At 60.7% G+C, this 17,950-nt stretch carries 17 protein-coding genes; 8 read left to right on the top strand and 9 right to left on the bottom strand.

Annotated features, from left to right (window positions below):
* Positions 1–29: 29 nt before the first annotated feature.
* Genes BLX89_RS16530 through BLX89_RS16505 form a run of 6 tightly spaced genes read left to right on the top strand, consistent with a single transcriptional unit; the run spans position 30 to position 6,166 of the window.
* On the top strand, positions 30–935 hold the full coding sequence (locus BLX89_RS16530) for a polysaccharide deacetylase family protein (RefSeq protein ID WP_158025961.1): 906 nt from the start codon (positions 30–32) through the stop codon (positions 933–935).
* Entirely contained in the window at positions 932–2,140 is a 1,209-nt protein-coding gene (locus tag BLX89_RS16525) for a glycosyltransferase family 4 protein (protein ID WP_075292059.1), read from the top strand. The genes BLX89_RS16530 and BLX89_RS16525 overlap by 4 nt, the downstream gene beginning before the upstream one ends.
* The gene (locus tag BLX89_RS16520; RefSeq protein WP_075292058.1) at positions 2,130–3,236 is read left to right on the top strand and encodes a hypothetical protein; all 1,107 of its coding nucleotides are present in this window, start codon (positions 2,130–2,132) and stop codon (positions 3,234–3,236) included. Before BLX89_RS16525 ends, BLX89_RS16520 begins: the two co-directional genes overlap by 11 nt.
* Positions 3,226–3,969 carry a methyltransferase domain-containing protein gene (locus BLX89_RS24340; RefSeq protein WP_075292057.1) on the top strand — a complete coding sequence of 248 codons (744 nt, stop codon included), beginning with the start codon at positions 3,226–3,228 and terminating at the stop codon, positions 3,967–3,969. The genes BLX89_RS16520 and BLX89_RS24340 overlap by 11 nt, the downstream gene beginning before the upstream one ends.
* Positions 3,966–5,003 (top strand): glycosyltransferase family 2 protein, encoded by a 1,038-nt coding sequence (locus BLX89_RS16510; protein WP_075292056.1) that lies wholly within the window; start codon positions 3,966–3,968, stop codon positions 5,001–5,003. Before BLX89_RS24340 ends, BLX89_RS16510 begins: the two co-directional genes overlap by 4 nt.
* Positions 5,000–6,166, top strand: coding sequence for a glycosyltransferase family 4 protein (locus tag BLX89_RS16505; protein WP_075292055.1), 1,167 nt, complete (start codon positions 5,000–5,002; stop codon positions 6,164–6,166). The genes BLX89_RS16510 and BLX89_RS16505 overlap by 4 nt, the downstream gene beginning before the upstream one ends.
* Before the next feature lie 54 nt (positions 6,167–6,220).
* Here the strand turns inward: BLX89_RS16505 and BLX89_RS16500 are convergent, their stop codons facing one another.
* From BLX89_RS16500 to BLX89_RS16460, 9 genes are all read right to left on the bottom strand, one after another.
* The gene (locus tag BLX89_RS16500) at positions 6,221–7,408 is read right to left on the bottom strand and encodes a saccharopine dehydrogenase family protein (RefSeq protein ID WP_075292054.1); all 1,188 of its coding nucleotides are present in this window, start codon (positions 7,406–7,408) and stop codon (positions 6,221–6,223) included.
* A 347-nt stretch (positions 7,409–7,755) separates the two neighbouring features.
* Positions 7,756–9,261 (bottom strand): aldehyde dehydrogenase family protein, encoded by a 1,506-nt coding sequence (locus tag BLX89_RS16495; RefSeq protein ID WP_075292053.1) that lies wholly within the window; start codon positions 9,259–9,261, stop codon positions 7,756–7,758.
* A gap of 115 nt (positions 9,262–9,376) precedes the next feature.
* Entirely contained in the window at positions 9,377–9,724 is a 348-nt protein-coding gene (locus BLX89_RS16490; RefSeq protein WP_075292052.1) for a cupin domain-containing protein, read from the bottom strand.
* A 24-nt stretch (positions 9,725–9,748) separates the two neighbouring features.
* On the bottom strand, positions 9,749–10,111 hold the full coding sequence (locus BLX89_RS16485; protein WP_075292051.1) for a cupin domain-containing protein: 363 nt from the start codon (positions 10,109–10,111) through the stop codon (positions 9,749–9,751).
* Entirely contained in the window at positions 10,104–11,396 is a 1,293-nt protein-coding gene (locus BLX89_RS16480; RefSeq protein WP_075292050.1) for a nucleotide disphospho-sugar-binding domain-containing protein, read from the bottom strand. The genes BLX89_RS16485 and BLX89_RS16480 overlap by 8 nt, the downstream gene beginning before the upstream one ends.
* Before the next feature lie 33 nt (positions 11,397–11,429).
* Positions 11,430–12,494, bottom strand: coding sequence for an ABC transporter ATP-binding protein (locus tag BLX89_RS16475; protein WP_075292049.1), 1,065 nt, complete (start codon positions 12,492–12,494; stop codon positions 11,430–11,432).
* Complete coding sequence (locus BLX89_RS16470; protein ID WP_075292048.1) at positions 12,491–13,279, bottom strand: ABC transporter permease; 789 nt, start codon at positions 13,277–13,279, stop codon at positions 12,491–12,493. The genes BLX89_RS16475 and BLX89_RS16470 overlap by 4 nt, the downstream gene beginning before the upstream one ends.
* Positions 13,276–14,112, bottom strand: a complete 837-nt coding sequence (locus tag BLX89_RS16465) for an ABC transporter permease (protein ID WP_075292047.1) — start codon at positions 14,110–14,112, stop codon at positions 13,276–13,278. Before BLX89_RS16465 ends, BLX89_RS16470 begins: the two co-directional genes overlap by 4 nt.
* A gap of 241 nt (positions 14,113–14,353) precedes the next feature.
* Positions 14,354–15,412 carry a polyamine ABC transporter substrate-binding protein gene (locus BLX89_RS16460; protein WP_245292847.1) on the bottom strand — a complete coding sequence of 353 codons (1,059 nt, stop codon included), beginning with the start codon at positions 15,410–15,412 and terminating at the stop codon, positions 14,354–14,356.
* A gap of 211 nt (positions 15,413–15,623) precedes the next feature.
* Here BLX89_RS16460 and BLX89_RS16455 point away from each other — a divergent pair, with 211 nt between their 5' ends.
* Positions 15,624–16,556, top strand: a complete 933-nt coding sequence (locus BLX89_RS16455) for a GntR family transcriptional regulator (RefSeq protein WP_075292046.1) — start codon at positions 15,624–15,626, stop codon at positions 16,554–16,556.
* Positions 16,557–16,561: 5 nt separating this feature from the next.
* The gene (locus tag BLX89_RS16450) at positions 16,562–17,950 is read left to right on the top strand and encodes a glycosyltransferase (protein WP_075292045.1); all 1,389 of its coding nucleotides are present in this window, start codon (positions 16,562–16,564) and stop codon (positions 17,948–17,950) included.

Here is a 17,950-nt window from a genome sequence, read left to right as displayed (position 1 = left end):
GCAAATCGCGCTGGCTGAAGGAGTTTATGTTGGGACCCGCACTTTCCACGGCCAGAATTGTCGTCAAACGCCTGTTGAAGACCGCGCTCGGCCTGCCCGGCATGTTTTTGCCGCGACGGGAGCCGTGCGTGCGGGTTTTGTTTTACCACCGCGTCAATCCCTACCCGGTAGCGAAACTCGGCCCCGTCTCCCGGGAGATCACCGTCCGTCCGGAAGAATTTGCCTGGCAGATGGCCTATCTCGCCAGCCACGGCTTTCGCGTGCTCAGCCTTTCGGAATTCGAAGCGCTGCGCGCCGACAATCGGCAGCCGTCCCGGAACTCCATCCTGATAAGCTTTGACGACGGATATGAAGACAATCTCCTGTACGCCGCTCCTATCCTGAAACAGCATGGTTTTCCGGCTGTCGTTTTCGTCGTCGCCGGCTTTATCGGGAAGGAGAGCTCTGACGTCCTGCCTTATGCCGACGAGCGGCAATACGGTAGGTTTCTCTCGTACCAACAGATTGAGGCGATGCTCGCACAAGGGATAGAGATCGGTTCGCATACGATCAGCCATCCTCTCCTGACGTCCGTGGACAGCCCGGGACTGCGCGAAGAAATCAAGGGTTCGCGCGAAAAACTGGAAGAGATGTTCGGCGTCAAGGTCACGAGTTTCGCTTATCCGGGCGGAGATCTGGACGACAGGGTAGAGCAAAGTGTTGCGCATGCGGGCTATGTGACCGCCTTCACGACACGCACCGGAGCCGCCACCGTTACAGACCGGATGACTGCGCTGAGCCGCACGGAGGTTTCCGCAAGCGACAGCAGACTTGTCTTCAGGATGAAACTTCGCGGCAGCCTTGACTGGTTGGTGGTCAAGGACAGCGCGCCAATTCGCCGGCTGCTCTCGCTCTCCAACAGGCTCCTGATGCCTCTCGCCAAGGGGGCGTCATGACGACAAGGGTCGCACCAGATCGACAGGACAGAAAACTCCGCATTGCGCAGATCGTGACGCGCATGGATATCGGCGGGGTACCCGACCATGTGATGACGCTTGTCAGGGGCCTGAGCAAAATCGCGGACGTTGTGGTTATCGCCAGTTCGATCGATGTAGAGCATGAAAAGGCGCTTGCAGCATTCGGCGTAGAGTTCGTAAGCGTTCCCATGGAGCGTTCCCTCTCTCCGCTCTCCGACTTCAGAAGCTTCGCGCGACTGCGCGAGACACTGCGTGATGGAGATTTCGATGTCGTGCACACCCATATGTCCAAGGCGGCATTGATCGGCGGGCTGGCAGCCGCACTCAGCGGCATCCCGGTCACCGTCAACACCGCCCACAATATCGGCTTCCTTGCCCTTTCAAACCCTCTGGCAAAAGGGCTTTTCTGGCTTTACGACCGGCTGCTTTTCGCCATGACAGCCGATGCGGTAATCACCGTTTCGCAAAGGGTGCGCGACGGCATCGTCGGCAGCCGGATAGCTCCGACATATAAGGTTTTCGCGATCCACAATGGGATCGATGCCGGTCGGTTTTCCGTGGAATCCGGCTCCAGGGACCTGGTCCGACAGGCCTTTGGCATCGCCGCCACCCAGCCCGTCGTCGCCACGGTTGCCCGTCTGGTCTGGTTCAAAGGGCTGCACGACCTGCTGGACGCAGCAGGGATCGTATCGCGGCAGGTTCCGGAGGTCCGCTTCCTGATCGTCGGCTCCGGCCCGCAGCATGACGAACTTCGGGCAAAGTGCTTGACCGACGGGATTTCCAAGAATGTGATCTTTGCCGGGGAAAGGCGTGACATTCCGGACATCCTTTCGTCCGCTGACGTGTTTGCACTGACATCCGTGTCGGAAGGCCTGCCGATCTCGATCCTGGAGGCCATGGCGGCCGGATTGCCGGTTGTGGCCACCGACGTCGGAGGCGTCAGCGAAATCGTCGATGACGGGAAGACGGGTTTTCTTGTGCCGTCCAGGTCACCAAGCGATGTCGCAGATCGCATTCTGCGATTGCTTGCAAGCCCCGATGACCGACAGACCTTTGGTGCCGCCGGAAAAAGACGAGTGGTGCGGGCGTTCTCACCGGAACACATGATCGCGCAGACCGCCCATCTCTACGACCGGCTTCTGACGGCCAAAGCCACCGGACGGGAGCCCCGCTATGCTGAATGAGCGACCGCGGGATGGTATGGTGCGCCCGTATCGTCCGGAGGAGGACGAGGCTGACGTTTTGCAGCTGCGCGCCACAGTCTGGGGAGCAGACCACCCGCACACGGATGCGCGTTTTCTTTCCTGGCTGCTGCGACAAAACCCGGTTCGGGAGGGGTCCGGCGCTCTAACCAGACAAGCCGGCCAGGTCATCGCTTTTGCAGGTCTGAGCCCGCGCATGATGTCCCTCAACGGGAAGGTCATTCAGGCAGCGCACGGCCTCGATTTGATGGTCGATCCTTTTCTGGGCGGAATGCTTTCCGGACGGTGCGGCCTGAAAGTCAGCGCCGCCTGGGCCCGCTTCGCAACGGATCAGGGATTTTCCTTCGGCGTGGTCTTTCCCAACGAAAACTCCTTCCGGTTGCTCACCTCTGGGCGTCTGCAGTGGCGGGTCATCCTCGAGCCGCACCTGTGCGTACGTCCGCTCAACGGTTTCTCCGCTCGCCCAAATTTTTTGTCGCGCATACCTGCATGGGCAACGCGCCTGGGAACGGCAATGCTTTCCAAGGGCATCCACCTCCTTCAGCGCTGGAACAAAACCCCGGCAGGGCGGCTCGTCGAACTTGTCGAAACCGATGAACGGCTTGACGCGCTCTGGATGAGAGCATCGCAACATCTTAAAACCGCCTTTGTACGCGATCGGCGTTATCTGAACTGGCGGTACTTCCATCATCCGATATACCGATATCGTTTTCTCGGCTGGGAGATCGACGGACGGCTGGCTGCCTTCGTCGTCACCACCACCCGCGACATCCTCGGCCTGAAGTCACTTCTCATCGTCGATGCCCTGAGCGAGAGCGACGATGCCGATCTGCTCTCGGCCATAATACGCCATGCGGTCCGCCAGGGTGCGCGAGACGGACTGGAACTGTGCGCGGCGCAATCCTGCGAGGGGCATAGCCTCGATCAGGCGCTTTCAAAAAGCGGCTTTTTCACTGTACCGCAAAAATACAATCCGAAGCGTTTTTTCCTGACGGGCTTGGTTTTGTCACCGGAAGGCAATGATGCCCTGAAACCGGATGGCTGGTATTTTACCTGGGGGGACATGGATGTCGTCTGAGAACGCCGTATCCCGCAAGCCAGCCTCGGCCCTTGTTCGCACGGACTACCGGGCGCGCTATGAAGCGTTGCTGCACGACAATCTACCGGAAACCTTCAAGTCTTTCGCACCCTTCTTTGCCAACATGCGACGGCTTGAAACGATGGCAGGCATGCTCCGGCGTCACGTCAAGGGCACCGGCAAGATGGTTCTGAACGCGGGGTGCGGTCCCTTTGCCAGCGAGATATTCGTCGGGGCGCTGCAGCAGCAGAAGATCGAATCCTTCGACTACACGCTCGAATTTGCAAGATTTTTCGAGATTTTCCGCAACGAGGGCCTGCTTGAAGATGTTTCCTTTTCCACGGCCAACGCCATGGTGGTCAGCTATCCGGAGAAGCGTTTCCACCTGATCGTGATGCACGATCTCCTCTATGAGGTCGCGCTCGATCTGGACACTGTTCTCAGCCGCTACGTTCCCTATCTTGCTCCGGATGGGCTCGTCTATTTCGATTTCATGAATGCCCGCTTGCGTCCCCTTTGGCGCGTTCTCGGCAAGGAGAAGCGGTATCGGCGATACGACCCGCAAGACGTGCGGGCTATCCTCGAACGTCACGGGCTTGCTATCGTGGAATGGCAAGCGCTGCGCTCCGGGGCAACGGGTCCGACGGCTGCGTTTCACCTGTTGCTGCGCATGTTCGGCACCGCCAACGCCTTCGCCGTCCTCGCACGCCTCAATGCGGGAGCTGCCCGGTGAGCCGTGTCTCGATCATCATCCCCAACTGGAACGGAGCTCATCTTCTGCCGGGCTGTCTGGAGGGGTTGCGTGGCCAGACATTCGCCGACTTCCGCACCATCGTTGTCGATAACGGATCGGCGGACGGATCGCTCGCCCTGCTGGCAGAACGCTTTCCCGAGGTCTTCGTCCTCAGCCATGCCGAGAACCTCGGATTTTCCGCCGCGATCAATGCCGGGATAGCAGCCGGTGACAGCGAATATGTTGTCGCTCTCAACAACGACACGGAAATCGATCCCGGCTGGCTTGCCGCGTTGGTGGAGGCGATGGACAGGCACCCGGAGGCGGGCCTTGCCACCTCGAAAGTCATAGATTTCCGCAACCGCGATATCATCGACACCGTGGGCGACGGCTATACGTTGGCGGGGCTTTCGTTCAAGATCGGTTCGCGCTGCAGGGATGATGTCAGCGAAAGCGAGGCTTTCGACGTCTTCGGCGCCTCGGCTTGCGCCGCCATATACCGTCGCAGCATGCTTGAGGATATCGGCGTGTTCGATGTCGATTTCTTCGCCTATATGGAGGATGTCGATCTCAGCATTCGGGCACGACTGGCCGGATATCGCTGTCTCTCGGTGCCGTCAGCCAGAATCTATCACATGGGGAGCGCCTCGACCGGGGGAACCGCGAGCGCGTTTTCCATCCGACTGACGACACGCAATATTTTCGCAATCATCATCAAGGATATTCCCTTATCCCTGATACCGGAGGTTCTGGCGAAAACGATCGCGCTGCAAATCGGCGCCGTGATTCAATGCATCTTCACGAACCGCCATCCCTGGCTTCGCAAGAACCTCAGGGCCTATGGTCGCGGGCTGCTCGAAGCCATCATGCACATGCCGCGTATGATGCAAAAACGGCCCGATGTGCGAAGACGCATTTCAGCGCGCGAGCTGAGGCGGCTGATAGCTGAGGGCGAACGCATGCGCAGCGACTACCGCAACCGGCCTGTTTCAGAGCCATCGCCCCGGAGCGAAACAGAAAGCATCCAGGCATGAACCCGCTCCTCGACCCGGAACCGCAGGCACAACGAAAGTTGCGGGTGCTTTTTATCCTGCCCCATCCGATCGAAGGTCCTTCGAGCCGCTTTCGCGTCTATCAGTTTCTACCGTATCTTCAGGCGCACGGGATCGAAGCGACCGTTTCTCCGCTCCTCTCCTCCTCGCTCGCGCCGATTGTCTATGACAAGGGCAAGACGGCTCAAAAAATCCTTCTTACAGGTTACGGGCTGCTTCGGCGTCTGTACGACGTGCTGCGCTCCACGCGATATGATGTCGTCTACGTGCTGCGCGAAGCCTTCCCCTTTGGCCCGCCTCTTCTGGAAAGACTGATGGCGGCCGGCGCATCCCGCATGATCTTCGACTACGACGATGCCATCTATGTGTCCTCGACGGCCTACACCAATCCGCTCGACCGGTTCCGCGATTTCTCAAAGACGGAAAAGTTGATCCGCATGGCCGATCACATCGTTGCCGGCAGTCATCATCTCGCGCGTTACGCAGCAAGGCACAAACCGATAGTGAGTTGCATTTCGATCCTGCCAACCGTTGTAGACACGCGGGATTTCCGCCCTCCCGGGCAGCGACATGGTGACGATTTCACGATCGGCTGGATCGGGACGCCCAGGGGAACGGCGTATCTTCGATCGATACGTGAGGCGATCATCACCGTATCGCGAAAACTGCCGAAAGCCCGCTTCGTCTTTGTCGGCGCCGAGCCTTTCGACTGCGGCGGCGTTCCCGTAGAGTTCCGGAAATGGACGCTGGAGCGCGAGATTGCGGACATACAATCCTTCGATGTCGGCATCATGCCCTTGTTTGACGATGAAGAAGCGCGCGGCAAATGCGGTTTCAAGCTGATCGCCTATATGAGCGCGGGGCTGCCCGTGGTCTGCAGCCCGGTCGGCGCCAACAAGGATATCGTCAGCGAAGGTGTAAACGGGTATTTCGCGGATACCCCGGAAGCATGGGCCAAGGCACTCATCAGGCTGGGAGAGAACCCTCTACTGCGGCATCAATTTGCCGAACAGGGCCGCAGACACGTCGAGGAAAACTTCTCGCTCGATGTCGTCGCACCGAGACTTTTGAGCATCCTGCGCGGCACGCCCGCCCCCCAAAATGCTTTCTTTGCAGACGGTAAGATGGAAACGTCGAAACCATAAGGATTGCCTGCGCAACGACCTGCCGCGGGGAAAGCGGCAGGTCGGTTCCCGGTCTCAATCGATCCGCTTGCTGATCGCAAACTTGCGCTTTTCCAGTTCCGGGAAATATTCCTCGACATCGAAATAGGATTCCGGGGCGAAGACGCCGGGTTTGCGTGGTTTCGCAAGGATCAGTTGGGCGGCGATCGAGGCGTTCATCGAGGTGCAGGCGTCGATATAGGGGCCGTAAAGCGGATCGGGCGAGACGGTGACTTCCACCGTGACCGTGCGCGCGACGCCATCCTTGCGGCCGCGGCCGATCGCGAAGTGGATTTCGTAGCTGTCCTGCTGGGGGATCTGACCACCGTTCTTGCGGATGTTGCGTTCGATCACCTTGTTCAGCACATCCAGCGGCTTGATGCTGACGCCACCGATCTCGATCGGCTCGGCAAAATCGCCGAAGCCGGCTTTCACCAGACCGACCCAGGCCTCATGCTCGCGATGCGGCAGATGCAGCTTCCAGGAAAATTCCTTGATGCCCTTTTCGCGGATGCCGTCGGCAAGCGGCACGGTGAGCTGTTCGGAATGGGGCGAGTGCATGAACTCGCAGCGCCCCCACGGTTCCGGCAGGTCGAGATATTCGCGGCCGCTCATCGGCGGGCATTCGACGTGTTTGCCGTCATAGAACTGGGTGCTGGGATGGGCGTATTCGGCGAGCACGGTGGAGACGCTGTAGGGAGGCACCAGCACGGGGTTTTCGTCTCCCGTCAGTTCGGCCGCCCAATAGAGATTGATGCTGTCGATCTCATCCAGCTCTTCGGCGACCGCGCGGCAGATGACATTGGACATGCCGGGATCGGCGCCGACGCCGATGACGGCAGTCACGCCGGCAGCGCGAAAACGTTCGTGCTCGGCGAGTTGCTTGACAGTGAAGGTGCCGAGACCACCGAGATCGACATAGGCGACCTTGGCCGCAAGGGCGGCTTCGAAGATCGTCATCTGGAAACCGAGCAAAGTGGGCACGCAGTTGATGCAGATATCGGCGCCGGAGATGGCGGAGGAAAGGGCTGCCGGATCGGTGACATCGAGCGAGACGAGTTCGATGCGCGGATCGGCAAGTTCACTGGCCAATGCTTCCATCTTCTCGCGGGAGGCATCGCAGAGGCGGATCGTCTTGATATCGATGATGGCGCGATCGGAAATGAGGTCGCGCACGATGCCCGCGCCCATGAAACCCGCGCCGCCGAGAAGGGTGATGATCATGTTGGTGTTCCTGTTGAATCTGGTTGGTTTTATGGGCGTTGGTCTAGGCAGGATCGTCCCCTCTCCTTGGCCGCGGGGAGAGGGGCAGAACTTTAGGCAAGCTCCGAGGTTGCCGCTCCGCCCCCCTCTGTCACTTCGTGACATCTCCCCCTCAAGGGGGGAGATTGTTCTTTTTCCTTGCCGGCTCCCGTGGCTGAAGCGAGAGCGTGCTTCCTGCGATCTCCCCCCTTGAGGGGGAGATGCCCGGCAGGGCAGAGGGGGGTGAAGCGGCACATTCAGAATATGCGGAAATCCCCCTCATCTGCCCTTCGGGCATCTTCTCCCCACTGGGGAGAAGAGGACGTCCCTCACACATGCTTGCGCCCCTCCGCGTCGTAGAACCAGTCGTCCGGGTACGGATACCACCAGCCCTGAACCACCGGTTTGTGATCGATGATCACCATCTTGGAGCGGCGGAAGGTATCGAGGCCGAGGCGGGAGAGTTCGCGGCCGAGACCGGATTTCTTCCAGCCGCCGAAGGGGAGTGCGTCGTTGTCGATCAGCGGATTGTTGACCCAGACCATGCCGGCCTCCAGCCGGTCGGCGGCTTCCATCGCCTCCTCCAGCGATGTCGTAAAGATCGAAGCGCCGAGGCCGAATTCGCTGTCATTGGCCTTCTCGATCGCCTCGTCGAAATCCTTGACCCGCATAACGGCCGCCACCGGACCAAAGCACTCCTCGCGCATGATCGCCATGTCGGCGGTGCAATCGACGAGGATTGTCGGCTCATAGAACCAGCCGACAGGTTCGCTCTCCGGTATCTTGCCGCCGAGCACGACGCTCGCGCCCTTGGCCTTGGCGTCTTCCACCAGCCGGATCACCTTGTCGCGTGCGGCTTCGCTGACGAGCGGGCCGATTTCGGCCTTGCTCAGGCCGTTGCCGATACGGAGCCTTTTCGCCTCGGTGGCGAAGCGGGCGATGAAATCGTCGTGCACGGCATCGACCACGAAGAAGCGCTCGGCCGAGGTGCAGACCTGCCCGGACATATGGAAGGCGGCCGTAACGGCGCCGGCTGCGGCGACATCGAGTGGTGCATGGGCCGTCACGATCAGCGGATCACTGCCGCCCGCCTCGATCACGGCCGGCTTCATCTGCGCGGCAGCGGCCATCGCCACGGCGCGACCGGCGGCAACCGAACCGGTGAAGGCGACGGCATGGGTCTTTTCCGAGGCGATGAGGGCCTTGGCGAGTTCGGCACCGCCCGGCAGGCAGGCGACGAGACCTTCCGGCAAGGCGTCGAACACCGACATGAATTCGAGTGTCGAGAGCGTCGTTACCGGGGCCGGCTTGATGATGCAGCCATTGCCCGAGGCGAGCGAGGCGGCGACCGTCCAGCACATCAAGAGGATCGGAAAATTGAAGGGCATGATGTGGACGCTGAGGCCCAGCGCATCATAGCGGGCGTGCTGGAAGGAACCGGCCTGCGTCGTGCCCGCCACCTTGCCGCCGTCGTCGCGCGCCATCTCCGCGAAATAGCGGAAGGCGCCGGCGCAATTGGCGACTTCGCCGATCGCCTCCGGATAGGGCTTACCCATCTCGCGCGACATCAGCTCGGCGCAGAAGCGCATGTCCTTGGCCTCGATGCTGCTGGCGATCCGGTGGAGAATGGTGGAGCGCGTCTTGGCATCGAGCTTGCGCCATTGCCGCTGGGCGGCGGTGGCGACATCCAGTGTCGTCTCCATCTCAGCCGGCGTCGTATCCGCAAAATGGCCGACAGTTTTAAGCGTTGCCGGATCGATCACGGCATGGCGCTCGCCCGTTGTCGGCACATAGGCCGGATGCCGGTAGAACACGGGTTCGGCTGGGTTGAACATGGTATCGTCCTTGCATTCTGCGAATGGTTCGTTTGCCCGTAAAGGTGCGGCAAATCCCTTCTCCCCGCCTGCGGGGAGAAGGTGGCCAACGGGCCGGATGAGGGGCAAAGCCCGCTCAGCGGATCATGTAGACCTTCTTCACCGTCTCATGGACCGTGCATTCGCCCTTCCAGTCCTGCGGGAAAAAGGCGGCGGTGTCCGGGGTGATCTCGATCATTTCGCCGCTTTCGTGGACATAGGTGCAGCGGCCTTCGAGAAAGTGGCAGAACTCGTCGCGGGTCACATGGCAGAACCATTTTCCAGGGGTGCAGATCCACAGGCCGCATTCGGACTCGCCGTTCGGCCCCTTATGGATGAGCTTGCCGGAGGTGCGGCTTTCGCCTTCGATCATGGTGGGGATTACGCCCCAGTCCTTGAGATCGGTTTCGTCGAGCGGTTTGCGCATCAGCGGTGTCGCGGTCATGGTGTTTCCTTTCGATTTTGTTGTTCAGACCAGCATGTAGATGTTGCGCATGGTCTCGATGACGTCGCATTCGCCCGTCCATCCGGCCCGGAACATAACGACTGTTCCAGCCTCCACCTGGATCACCTCGCCCTCGTCGGAGCGATAGACGGCGCGGCCGGCAACGAAGTGGCAGAACTCGTCACGCGGAATGGACAGCCGCCAGCGACCGGGCGTGCAGACCCAGATGCCGGATTCCGGCTGGTTGTTTGGCCCCTTGTGGACGAGCCTGCCAGAGGAATGGGACTGGCCTTCGAGACTGTCCGGCTGGTTTCCCCAGTCAACGAGATCGTCATAGGTGGTGGCGTTGTAGATATGCGGGGCCGATGACGGCTTGGGCTCAGCCATTGTAGACCCCGGTCTTCACAAGCTCATCCAGAATTCCCGCCGCCTTCTTCGGGCCGCTGCGGGCCTGCATGTGGGCGCTGGTGGTGGCGAGTTTGGCCTTCATCGCGGCATCGGTGATGCAGTGTTCCAGCTTTGCGGCAAGCTCGGCGTCAGTCCAGTCGTAGCGGGGCATCTTGAAGCCGTGGCCGGTCTCGTCGACGCGGGTGGCGTTGTCGTGGCCGTCCCAGACATAGGGCATGATGATCGCCGGTTTGCCGAAATAGAGGCATTCCGTGAACGAGTTGTTGCCTCCGTGATGGATCGCCGCATCGATCTGCGGAATGACGGAAGGCTGGGGGAACCAGCTTTCGATGATCACATTGTCCGGGATGTTGTCATAAGTGTCCTTGTAATCGCCGACATTGACCAGCGCCCTGTAGGGCAGCTTGCCGATGGTCTCGATCAGGCGTTTCAGCAGGTCCGTGTCCCCTGCCCCGAGCGAGCCGAAGGAGATGTAGATCAGCGGCTTGTCGTTGTTGGCCTTGAAGGTCGGGACTTCGTAGGGCTTTTCGGTGCGTACGCAGCCTTCCAGATACTGGAACTGCTTCGGATCCAGCGGATGCTCGCGGTCGAATTTCACCGGCTCCGGATACAGCAGCAGGTTCATGAAGGGCGAGGCCTCGAAAAACTGGCCGATCGGATAGGCCTGTTCACCATTTTCAGCCAGGAAACCGTTGAAGTCGTCGTGGATCGGCTTGATCACGGCATTGAAATGATCGCGGTAAGCCTGATGACCGGCAAAATCCTTCTCGTTGCAGCCAGAGAGATGCGGCGGAATCTTCGGGTCTTCGATCTCGTTTTCGGAGCAGGAGATGATGCGCACCCAAGGCGTGCCATATTGTTTGATCGCCGGGAAGAGGATGACGTTGTCGACGCAGATCAGGTCCGGCTTGATCTTCGCCAGCACGCGCGGCAGATCCTTCTGCGCCCACTTGGCGCTGTCGACGATCGCCGTCCAGCAATCCTTTACGTAGTTGTCGACCTGATCGTAGGGCGATTTGCGGAAGTTCGGGATGTGGCCGTTTATGAAATCTTCCCAGAATTTCGCCATTTGCTCCGGCGGCATCGGCTCTGAGAGGTTCACCGGATGGGCCTCGAAACCATAGCCTTCATAAACCGAGACGAAGCCGGGATCGGAGAGGAACACCGCCTTGTGGCCGAGTGCCTCGACGGCCTGCGCGATGCCGACGGAATTCAGCGCCGGGCCGAAGGCCGCTTCGGGAAAGAATGCGATGGTCTTTGACATGGTGTTCCCTTCTTCTTTGTCTTTGCTCACGGCTTACGCCGCGGAATGGAAAAGCCGCGCCTTGGCGGCATCGATGCCGAGCCCGATCCGGTCTCCCGGCCGGTAGCGGGCGCCGGTCTCGGCAGAGACACGGACCTGGATGGCGCTCTGTGATGCGCTCGTGCGCACATGCAGCACCCGGTCGAGACCGTGATAGGCGATCTCCTCGATCACCCCACCGAAGCCCGCTTCCGCGCTTGCGACGGCGATATGCTCGGGGCGGACGGCAAGCGACGCGGGGCCGCTGCGATTACTGGAAACGGCAAGCTGCAGGCCCGGCGCCTCGAATGCACCAGTCGCGGAGACTGTGCCTTCGATGAAGTTCATCACGCCGATGAAATTGGCGACGAAAGGGTCTGCGGGCTGCTCGTAGATCTCTTCCGGCGTGCCGCATTGCAGGAGACGCCCATCCTTCAGGATCGCCATGCGGTCTGCCATGACAAGAGCTTCTTCTTGGTCGTGGGTGACGATGATGAAGGTAATACCGGCCTCGTGCTGCATGCGCTTCAGCTCAAGCTGCATCTTCTCGCGCAGCTTCTTGTCGAGCGCGCCCAGCGGCTCATCGAGCAGCAGCACCTTCGGCCGCTTCACCAGCGCGCGGGCGAGCGCCACACGCTGCTTCTGACCGCCGGAAAGCTGCTCCGGCTTGCGGTCGGCGAAGCGCACGAGATCGGTCGTCGCCAGGATTTCATCGACGCGGCGATCGATCTCGGCGCGCGACAGTTTTTCCATCTCCAGCCCGTAGGCGAGGTTCTTGCGCACGCTCATATGCGTGAAGAGCGCATAGGACTGGAACATCAGGTTCAGCGGACGCCTTTCCGGCGGCAGCGGCGAGATGTCCCGGCCTTCGAGCAGCACGCGGCCGGCGGTCGGCACCTCGAAACCGGCCAGCATGCGCAACAGGGTCGTCTTGCCGCAGCCGGAGGGGCCGAGCAGCGCGAAGAACTCCTTCTCTCTTATATCGAGCGACACGCGATCGACCGCCGTGATCGGCCCGTAGTTCTTGACGATCTCCTCGATCTTGAGGATCGGCTTTGCGGAGGGTGCGGCAGCGGTCATTGGATCTGTTCTTTATTGAGCCATTGCGACAGCAGGAGCGCCGTGGCGCTGACGGCCATGACGATGGTTGCGAGCGCATTGACTTCCGGCGTGATGCCGAACCGGATCATCGAATAGATCTGCATGGGCAGCGTGATCGACGAGCGGCCGGGGCCGGCGGTGAAGAAGGCGATGATGAATTCATCGACGGAAAGCGTGAACGCGAGCAGCGCACCGGCGATGATCGACGGCAAGAGCACCGGGAACGTCACCCGCCAGAAAGTCGTCCAGCCGGACGCGCCGAGATCGCGCGAGGCCTCGACGATCGAGAAATCGAAATGCTTCAGCCGCGCCCGAACGACGGAGCAGACGAAAGCGAGATCGAAGATCACATGGCTGAGAATGATCGTGTGCAGGCCGGTCGTTATATTGAGGCGCGAGAAGAAGGTGAGCAGCGCCACGGCGAGCACGATGTCGGGAATGACCATCGGCGCGAAGGCGAGCGCTTCGAGCCCGTTGCTCTTGCGGGCGCGGGTTTCCATGCCGATGGCGAGCAGCGTACCGAGCACGGTCGAAACCAGCGTGGCGAAGATGGCGACGACCAGCGTGTTCCAGGCGGCATGCAGGATTTCGCCGTTGCCCATGAGCGCCGCATACCAGCGCGTGGAGAAGCCGGACCACGAGGTCGGCAGGCCGGACTCGTTGAAGGAGAGCATCACCAGAACCGCGATCGGCAGATAGAGAAAGCCGAAGACGAGGAGAAGGATGATGCGACCCGGAAGACGCTTGGGGGCGATGCCACTCATGCTTCGTCTCCCTTGCGTTCGCCGCTGGCATGGGAGGTGGCGCGCGCCTGCAGGAACAGCAGTGCGACCATGATGGCGATCAGCACCATGCCGAGTGCCGCACCAAAGGGCCAGTCGTTCGCCGTCAGGAACTGGTCGTAGACGAGATTACCGATCATCTGGAACCGGCCCCCGCCGAGCAGCGCCGGGGTCACGAAATTGCCGATCGACAGCACGAAGACGAACACCCCGCCGGCCGCAACGCCCGGAAGCGTCAGCGGCAACGTCACCCGCCAGAAGGTGCGGAAAGCACCGGCACCGAGATCACGCGAGGCCTCCATCAGTTCCGGGTTGAGCCGCGAGAGCGTGGAGTAGATCGCGAGGATGACGAAGGGTAGATAGTTGTAGACGAGGCCGGTGATGACGGCGGCTTCCGTATAGAGCAGCGACAGCGGTTCGCCCTGATAGCCGAGATACGAGAGAAAACCGTTCAGCAGCCCCTCACGATTGAGCAGCACGATCCAGGCATAGGTGCGGATCAGGTAGTTGCTCCAGAAGGGCAGGACGGCGAAGAACAAAAGCATCGGCTGGCGCACCCGTGGCGCAAGGCTGATTGCATAGGCTGCCGGATAGGCGATGAGGATGGCGAGGATGGTGGTGATCAGCGCAATCCGGGCAGAATTCAGGAAAATCCTGGCATAGAGCGGATCGAAGACGCGGGCGAAGTTTTCGAGCGTGAAGGTGTATTCGATGCCGCCCCAGGTGCCGCGCTGGAAAAAGGCGTAACTCAGCACAAGCAGGCACGGCGCCACCATGAAGGCAAGAAGCCAGAGCACGGCGGGTGCCGCCAGCATGTTGGGTCTTGTCGTTTGATAGGCCACGCAAAGCTCCGCCGCTGCCGGGTGAGACCGGCTGCGTCTACTGGTCTGTCATTACAGTCTTGAAGATGATCCCGTGGCGGTGGGCCGCCACCCAGCCGCCACGGGTTGGTGGGCTACGCGGCACCCCCTGGCGCCGCATCGCCGCACTTCGTTTTCGTTTGTCTTTTCGGGAAAACCGGTGTCCACTTTTCCCTGACAAACTCTAGGGACGGGCCTAGTTTGCCGCCTTGATTTCGCTGACAGCGCGGGAATATTCCTTCTGCGCATCGCCGAGATCACGCAGAAGCTCGTATTTCGTAAGCTCCGCCGGCGTCATACCCATGTTCGGATACTGCTCGATCAGCTTGGGATCGAGGCTTTCCATGGCGGCCTTGTTCGGCACCTTGTAGAGGATGTTTTCGGCTGCCCAGGCATGGTTCTTGGCATCGAGAATGAAGTTGATGAACTTCATCGCCTCTGCCTGCTTTTCCGAGTTCTTCATGACGACGATGGTATCGACCCAAAGATCGGAACCCTCTTTCGGCACGACGAACTTGATATCCTTGTTTTCGCCGATGCCGTAGTTGCACCAGCCGTCCCAGGCATGAACGAGCGAGGCTTCGCCGGAAACCAGCTTCGAATAGAAGGTCGTGTCGTCATAGGCGAGCAGCGTCTTCTTGGCTTCGATCAGCAGGTTCTTGGCTTCAGCGACCTTGGCCGGATCGGTCTCGTTGACCGAATAGCCCTTGGCCAGCAGGCCGGCGGCCATCAGCCAGCGGTCGGTGGCGAGCATCGTGGTCTTGCCCTTGAGATCGTCGGAGGGGGCCAGCAGATTCATCCAGCTGTCCGGCGCGGTCTTGACCACATCCGAGCGATAGCAGAGGCCGGTGCTGCCCCAGGTATAAGGGACGGAGAACGCCGTGCCCGGATCGTAGGCCAGAGCCGCCGCTTCCGGGTAGAGGTTGGCGAGGTTCGGCACGGCGGCCTTGTCGATCGGCGCTGCCAAGCCCTGATGGTTCAGGATTTCCGCAAAGGGCGAAGAGACGAAGACGACATCATAGCCCTTGCCCCCGCTGGCCATCAGCTTGCCCATGACCTCTTCATTGGTCGCATGGTTGACGACCTCGATCTCGAGCCCGGTCGCCGCCTTGAAGGTCTCGGCGATATCCTTGGCCATGTAGCCATCCCAGTTGGATATCACCAGATCGGCTGCGGATGCGGTGCCGGCCATCAGGCTTGCAGCCAAGACTGCCGCCGTCGCATAGGACGTCGTCTTTCCGTTTCGCGCTTTCACGGAAAACTCCCTTGTTTCGATTGTTCTACCTCTGGCGCACGGCCCCTGCCGGTCTTCCGGTCTCATTGCCCTGCGAGTGGCAGTATTATTTATAAAAAAAATACGTCAATAGGCTTTCTGACGATTTGCGTATTTTCGAAAATTCGCGTGTCTGGGCTTGCGGTTTTATCGAACAGGCGGCAGCATTGCGCCAACTGGAGGCACGCTTCGCATGAGTTCCGAAACACGACGGACCAACCACCGTCATGTCGAATTGGCGCAAAAGATACTGGAGATCGCAAGCGAGCGTGGCATGCGTCCCGGCGACCGGCTGGCCGAACAGGCGCTCGCCTCGCTCTGCAATGTCTCGCGAACCCCGATCCGCAAGGCGCTGCAAGTTCTGCTCGAGCGTGGCGTCGTCACGACCGAGGCCGAAGGCGGCTATGCGCTTTCCGCCGATCCCGCGACCATGCCAAGATTGGAAGGCACGGCGGAAAACGAGGGTGAGAGCGATGTCTATGCCGCTATCCTCCGCGATCTTGCCGCCGGCCGCATCTCCGACCAGCAGACCGTCGCCTCCCTGCAGCGGCGCTATGCCGTCTCCCGGCAGACGGTACAGAATGCGATGATGAAACTGGCGGACGACAACCTTGCCGAGCGCGCCGCCGGCCAGCAATGGGTGCTGAAGCAGTTCGCCGTCAGCAGCGATGCCATCGCCAAAAGCTACGAATTCCGTCTCGCGACAGAGCCGTTGGCGCTGACCATGCCCGACTTCAAGCGTGACATCCCGGCAATCGTTTCGCTGCGCCAGTCGATGCTCATTCTCCGCAGCATGAGCGAGGCGAGTTTCGACCAGAAACTTTTCGAGCGCACGGATTTCGACTTTCACATGCTGATTGCCAAGAGCTGCGGCAACCCCTTCATGTCGGAAGCTCTCATCAACCATCACCGCCGCCGGCGCAGCTCCCCCACCGCCGGCCACGCCAATCTCTTCCGCCTGATGCAATCCAACCTTGAGCACATGCAGATTTTGGAACACGTGGAGCGCGGCCAGATGGAGCTTGCCGCCGATCTGATGCGCGTGCATATACAGCTCTCCCAAAGCCAGCGGCCGCGCCTTGCAGGTCGCGGCGTTCCCCCCGCCTTCAAGCTCGTTTCGCGTTGAGATCGATGACGCCGGCAAAGACCATCGCCCTGTTTCCGGAAGCCAGCTATGGCGCAGCGCTGAACTGCATCGGCATCGCGCAGGAATTGCGTCGGCTGGGCGCGACCCCGGTGTTCATCTGTCATCCCGGCTTCAGTGGCATTTTTTCAGATTACGGCTTTGCCGAATACCAGCTGGGCGAGGACACGTCCGCTCCGGCCACCGACTGGAACGACTTCATCGAGCGCCATCAGGATGCCTTTCGCCAGAGCCCGTTCGACCAGCTGGAAAGCTATGTCGGCCCGACCTGGGACGCGATCGTCGATACCGCGATCCGTGTGGAAGAGCCGCTCAGAAAGCTGATCGCCCGGCTGCAGCCGGATGCGATCGTGCTCGACAACGTCGTGATGTTTCCGGCGATCGCCAATGCGGGCGTGCCCTGGGTTCGCGTCGTTTCCTGCGCCGAGACTGAAATCCCCGATCCGCTCGTACCGCCCTATCTCTCCGGCTGCACCGAAACGCCGAGTGAAGACTGGGAACGCTTTTCCGAGCGTTATCGCGCGGTGACGGCGTCTGCCCACCGGCGGTTTTCGGGTTTCCTCACCCAATCTGGCCTGCGCCCGCCGCCGCCTTCGATCTTCCTTGAGCCGTCGCCTTATCTCAACCTGCTGCTGGCGCCCGAGATCATTCGCCACGAGCGTCGCAATCGGCTGGATGAAGAGCTTTTTCAATTCCTCGACGGCTGCGTGCGCCACGAAGCGCCGTACATGCCGCCGCGCTTTGCAAGCCACAACGAAGCGCCGCTGGCGCTGATCAGCTTCGGCTCGCTGGGCGCCATGGATGTGGCGATGATGAAGCGGATGATCGAGACTTTCTCGAAGCTGCCTTACCGCTTCCTCGTCAATGCCGGCCACTGGCGCGACGAATACCGCGACGTGCCGGACAACGTGTTCATCGACGCCTGGTTTCCCCAACCGTCGGTGGTCGAGCAGGCCAGCCTCTTCATCCACCACGGCGGCAACAATTCCTTCTGCGAGGCACTCTATTTCGGCGTTCCCTCGATCGTCATGCCCTATTGCTGGGATGGTCACGACAATGCAAAGCGCACTGAGGAAACCGGCGTCGGCCTGCATCTCGACCGCTACGGCTGGAGCGAGGACGAGCTTACCTATGCGATTACCAGCCTGATGAATGACGCGGCAATGCGGGCACGTCTGAAGGACAATGCCGTCAAAATGCAAGAGGCGGCGGGCGTAAAGCGCGCGGCGGAGGCGATCCTCAAAACAACACAGAAACGACCTGCGATACCCCCCTCGGCCCCGTCGGGCATCTCCCCCTCAAGCGGGGAGATCGCAGGAAGAGACCCCTCACCGCCACCAACGCCGACCAGGGAAAATAACGATCTCCCCCCTTGA

The organism is Pararhizobium arenae (genome assembly GCF_001931685.1).
Lineage (GTDB): Bacteria > Pseudomonadota > Alphaproteobacteria > Rhizobiales > Rhizobiaceae > Pararhizobium > Pararhizobium arenae.
Note: the sequence above shows the minus strand (reverse complement) of the source record. Positions and strands in the feature narration are given on the sequence as shown.

Excerpts from the sequence above, each read along its gene's own strand:
- BLX89_RS16525 (WP_075292059.1), top strand. The coding sequence starts at position 932 with ATGACGACAAGGGTCGCACCAGATCGACAGGACAGAAAACTCCGCATT.
- BLX89_RS16520 (WP_075292058.1), top strand. The coding sequence starts at position 2,130 with ATGCTGAATGAGCGACCGCGGGATGGTATGGTGCGCCCGTATCGTCCG.
- BLX89_RS24340 (WP_075292057.1), top strand. The coding sequence starts at position 3,226 with ATGTCGTCTGAGAACGCCGTATCCCGCAAGCCAGCCTCGGCCCTTGTT.
- BLX89_RS16505 (WP_075292055.1), top strand. The coding sequence starts at position 5,000 with ATGAACCCGCTCCTCGACCCGGAACCGCAGGCACAACGAAAGTTGCGG.
- BLX89_RS16500 (WP_075292054.1), bottom strand. The coding sequence starts at position 7,408 with ATGATCATCACCCTTCTCGGCGGCGCGGGTTTCATGGGCGCGGGCATC.
- BLX89_RS16495 (WP_075292053.1), bottom strand. The coding sequence starts at position 9,261 with ATGTTCAACCCAGCCGAACCCGTGTTCTACCGGCATCCGGCCTATGTG.
- BLX89_RS16490 (WP_075292052.1), bottom strand. The coding sequence starts at position 9,724 with ATGACCGCGACACCGCTGATGCGCAAACCGCTCGACGAAACCGATCTC.
- BLX89_RS16485 (WP_075292051.1), bottom strand. The coding sequence starts at position 10,111 with ATGGCTGAGCCCAAGCCGTCATCGGCCCCGCATATCTACAACGCCACC.
- BLX89_RS16480 (WP_075292050.1), bottom strand. The coding sequence starts at position 11,396 with ATGTCAAAGACCATCGCATTCTTTCCCGAAGCGGCCTTCGGCCCGGCG.
- BLX89_RS16475 (WP_075292049.1), bottom strand. The coding sequence starts at position 12,494 with ATGACCGCTGCCGCACCCTCCGCAAAGCCGATCCTCAAGATCGAGGAG.
- BLX89_RS16470 (WP_075292048.1), bottom strand. The coding sequence starts at position 13,279 with ATGAGTGGCATCGCCCCCAAGCGTCTTCCGGGTCGCATCATCCTTCTC.
- BLX89_RS16465 (WP_075292047.1), bottom strand. The coding sequence starts at position 14,112 with ATGCTGGCGGCACCCGCCGTGCTCTGGCTTCTTGCCTTCATGGTGGCG.
- BLX89_RS16455 (WP_075292046.1), top strand. The coding sequence starts at position 15,624 with ATGAGTTCCGAAACACGACGGACCAACCACCGTCATGTCGAATTGGCG.
- BLX89_RS16450 (WP_075292045.1), top strand. The coding sequence starts at position 16,562 with ATGACGCCGGCAAAGACCATCGCCCTGTTTCCGGAAGCCAGCTATGGC.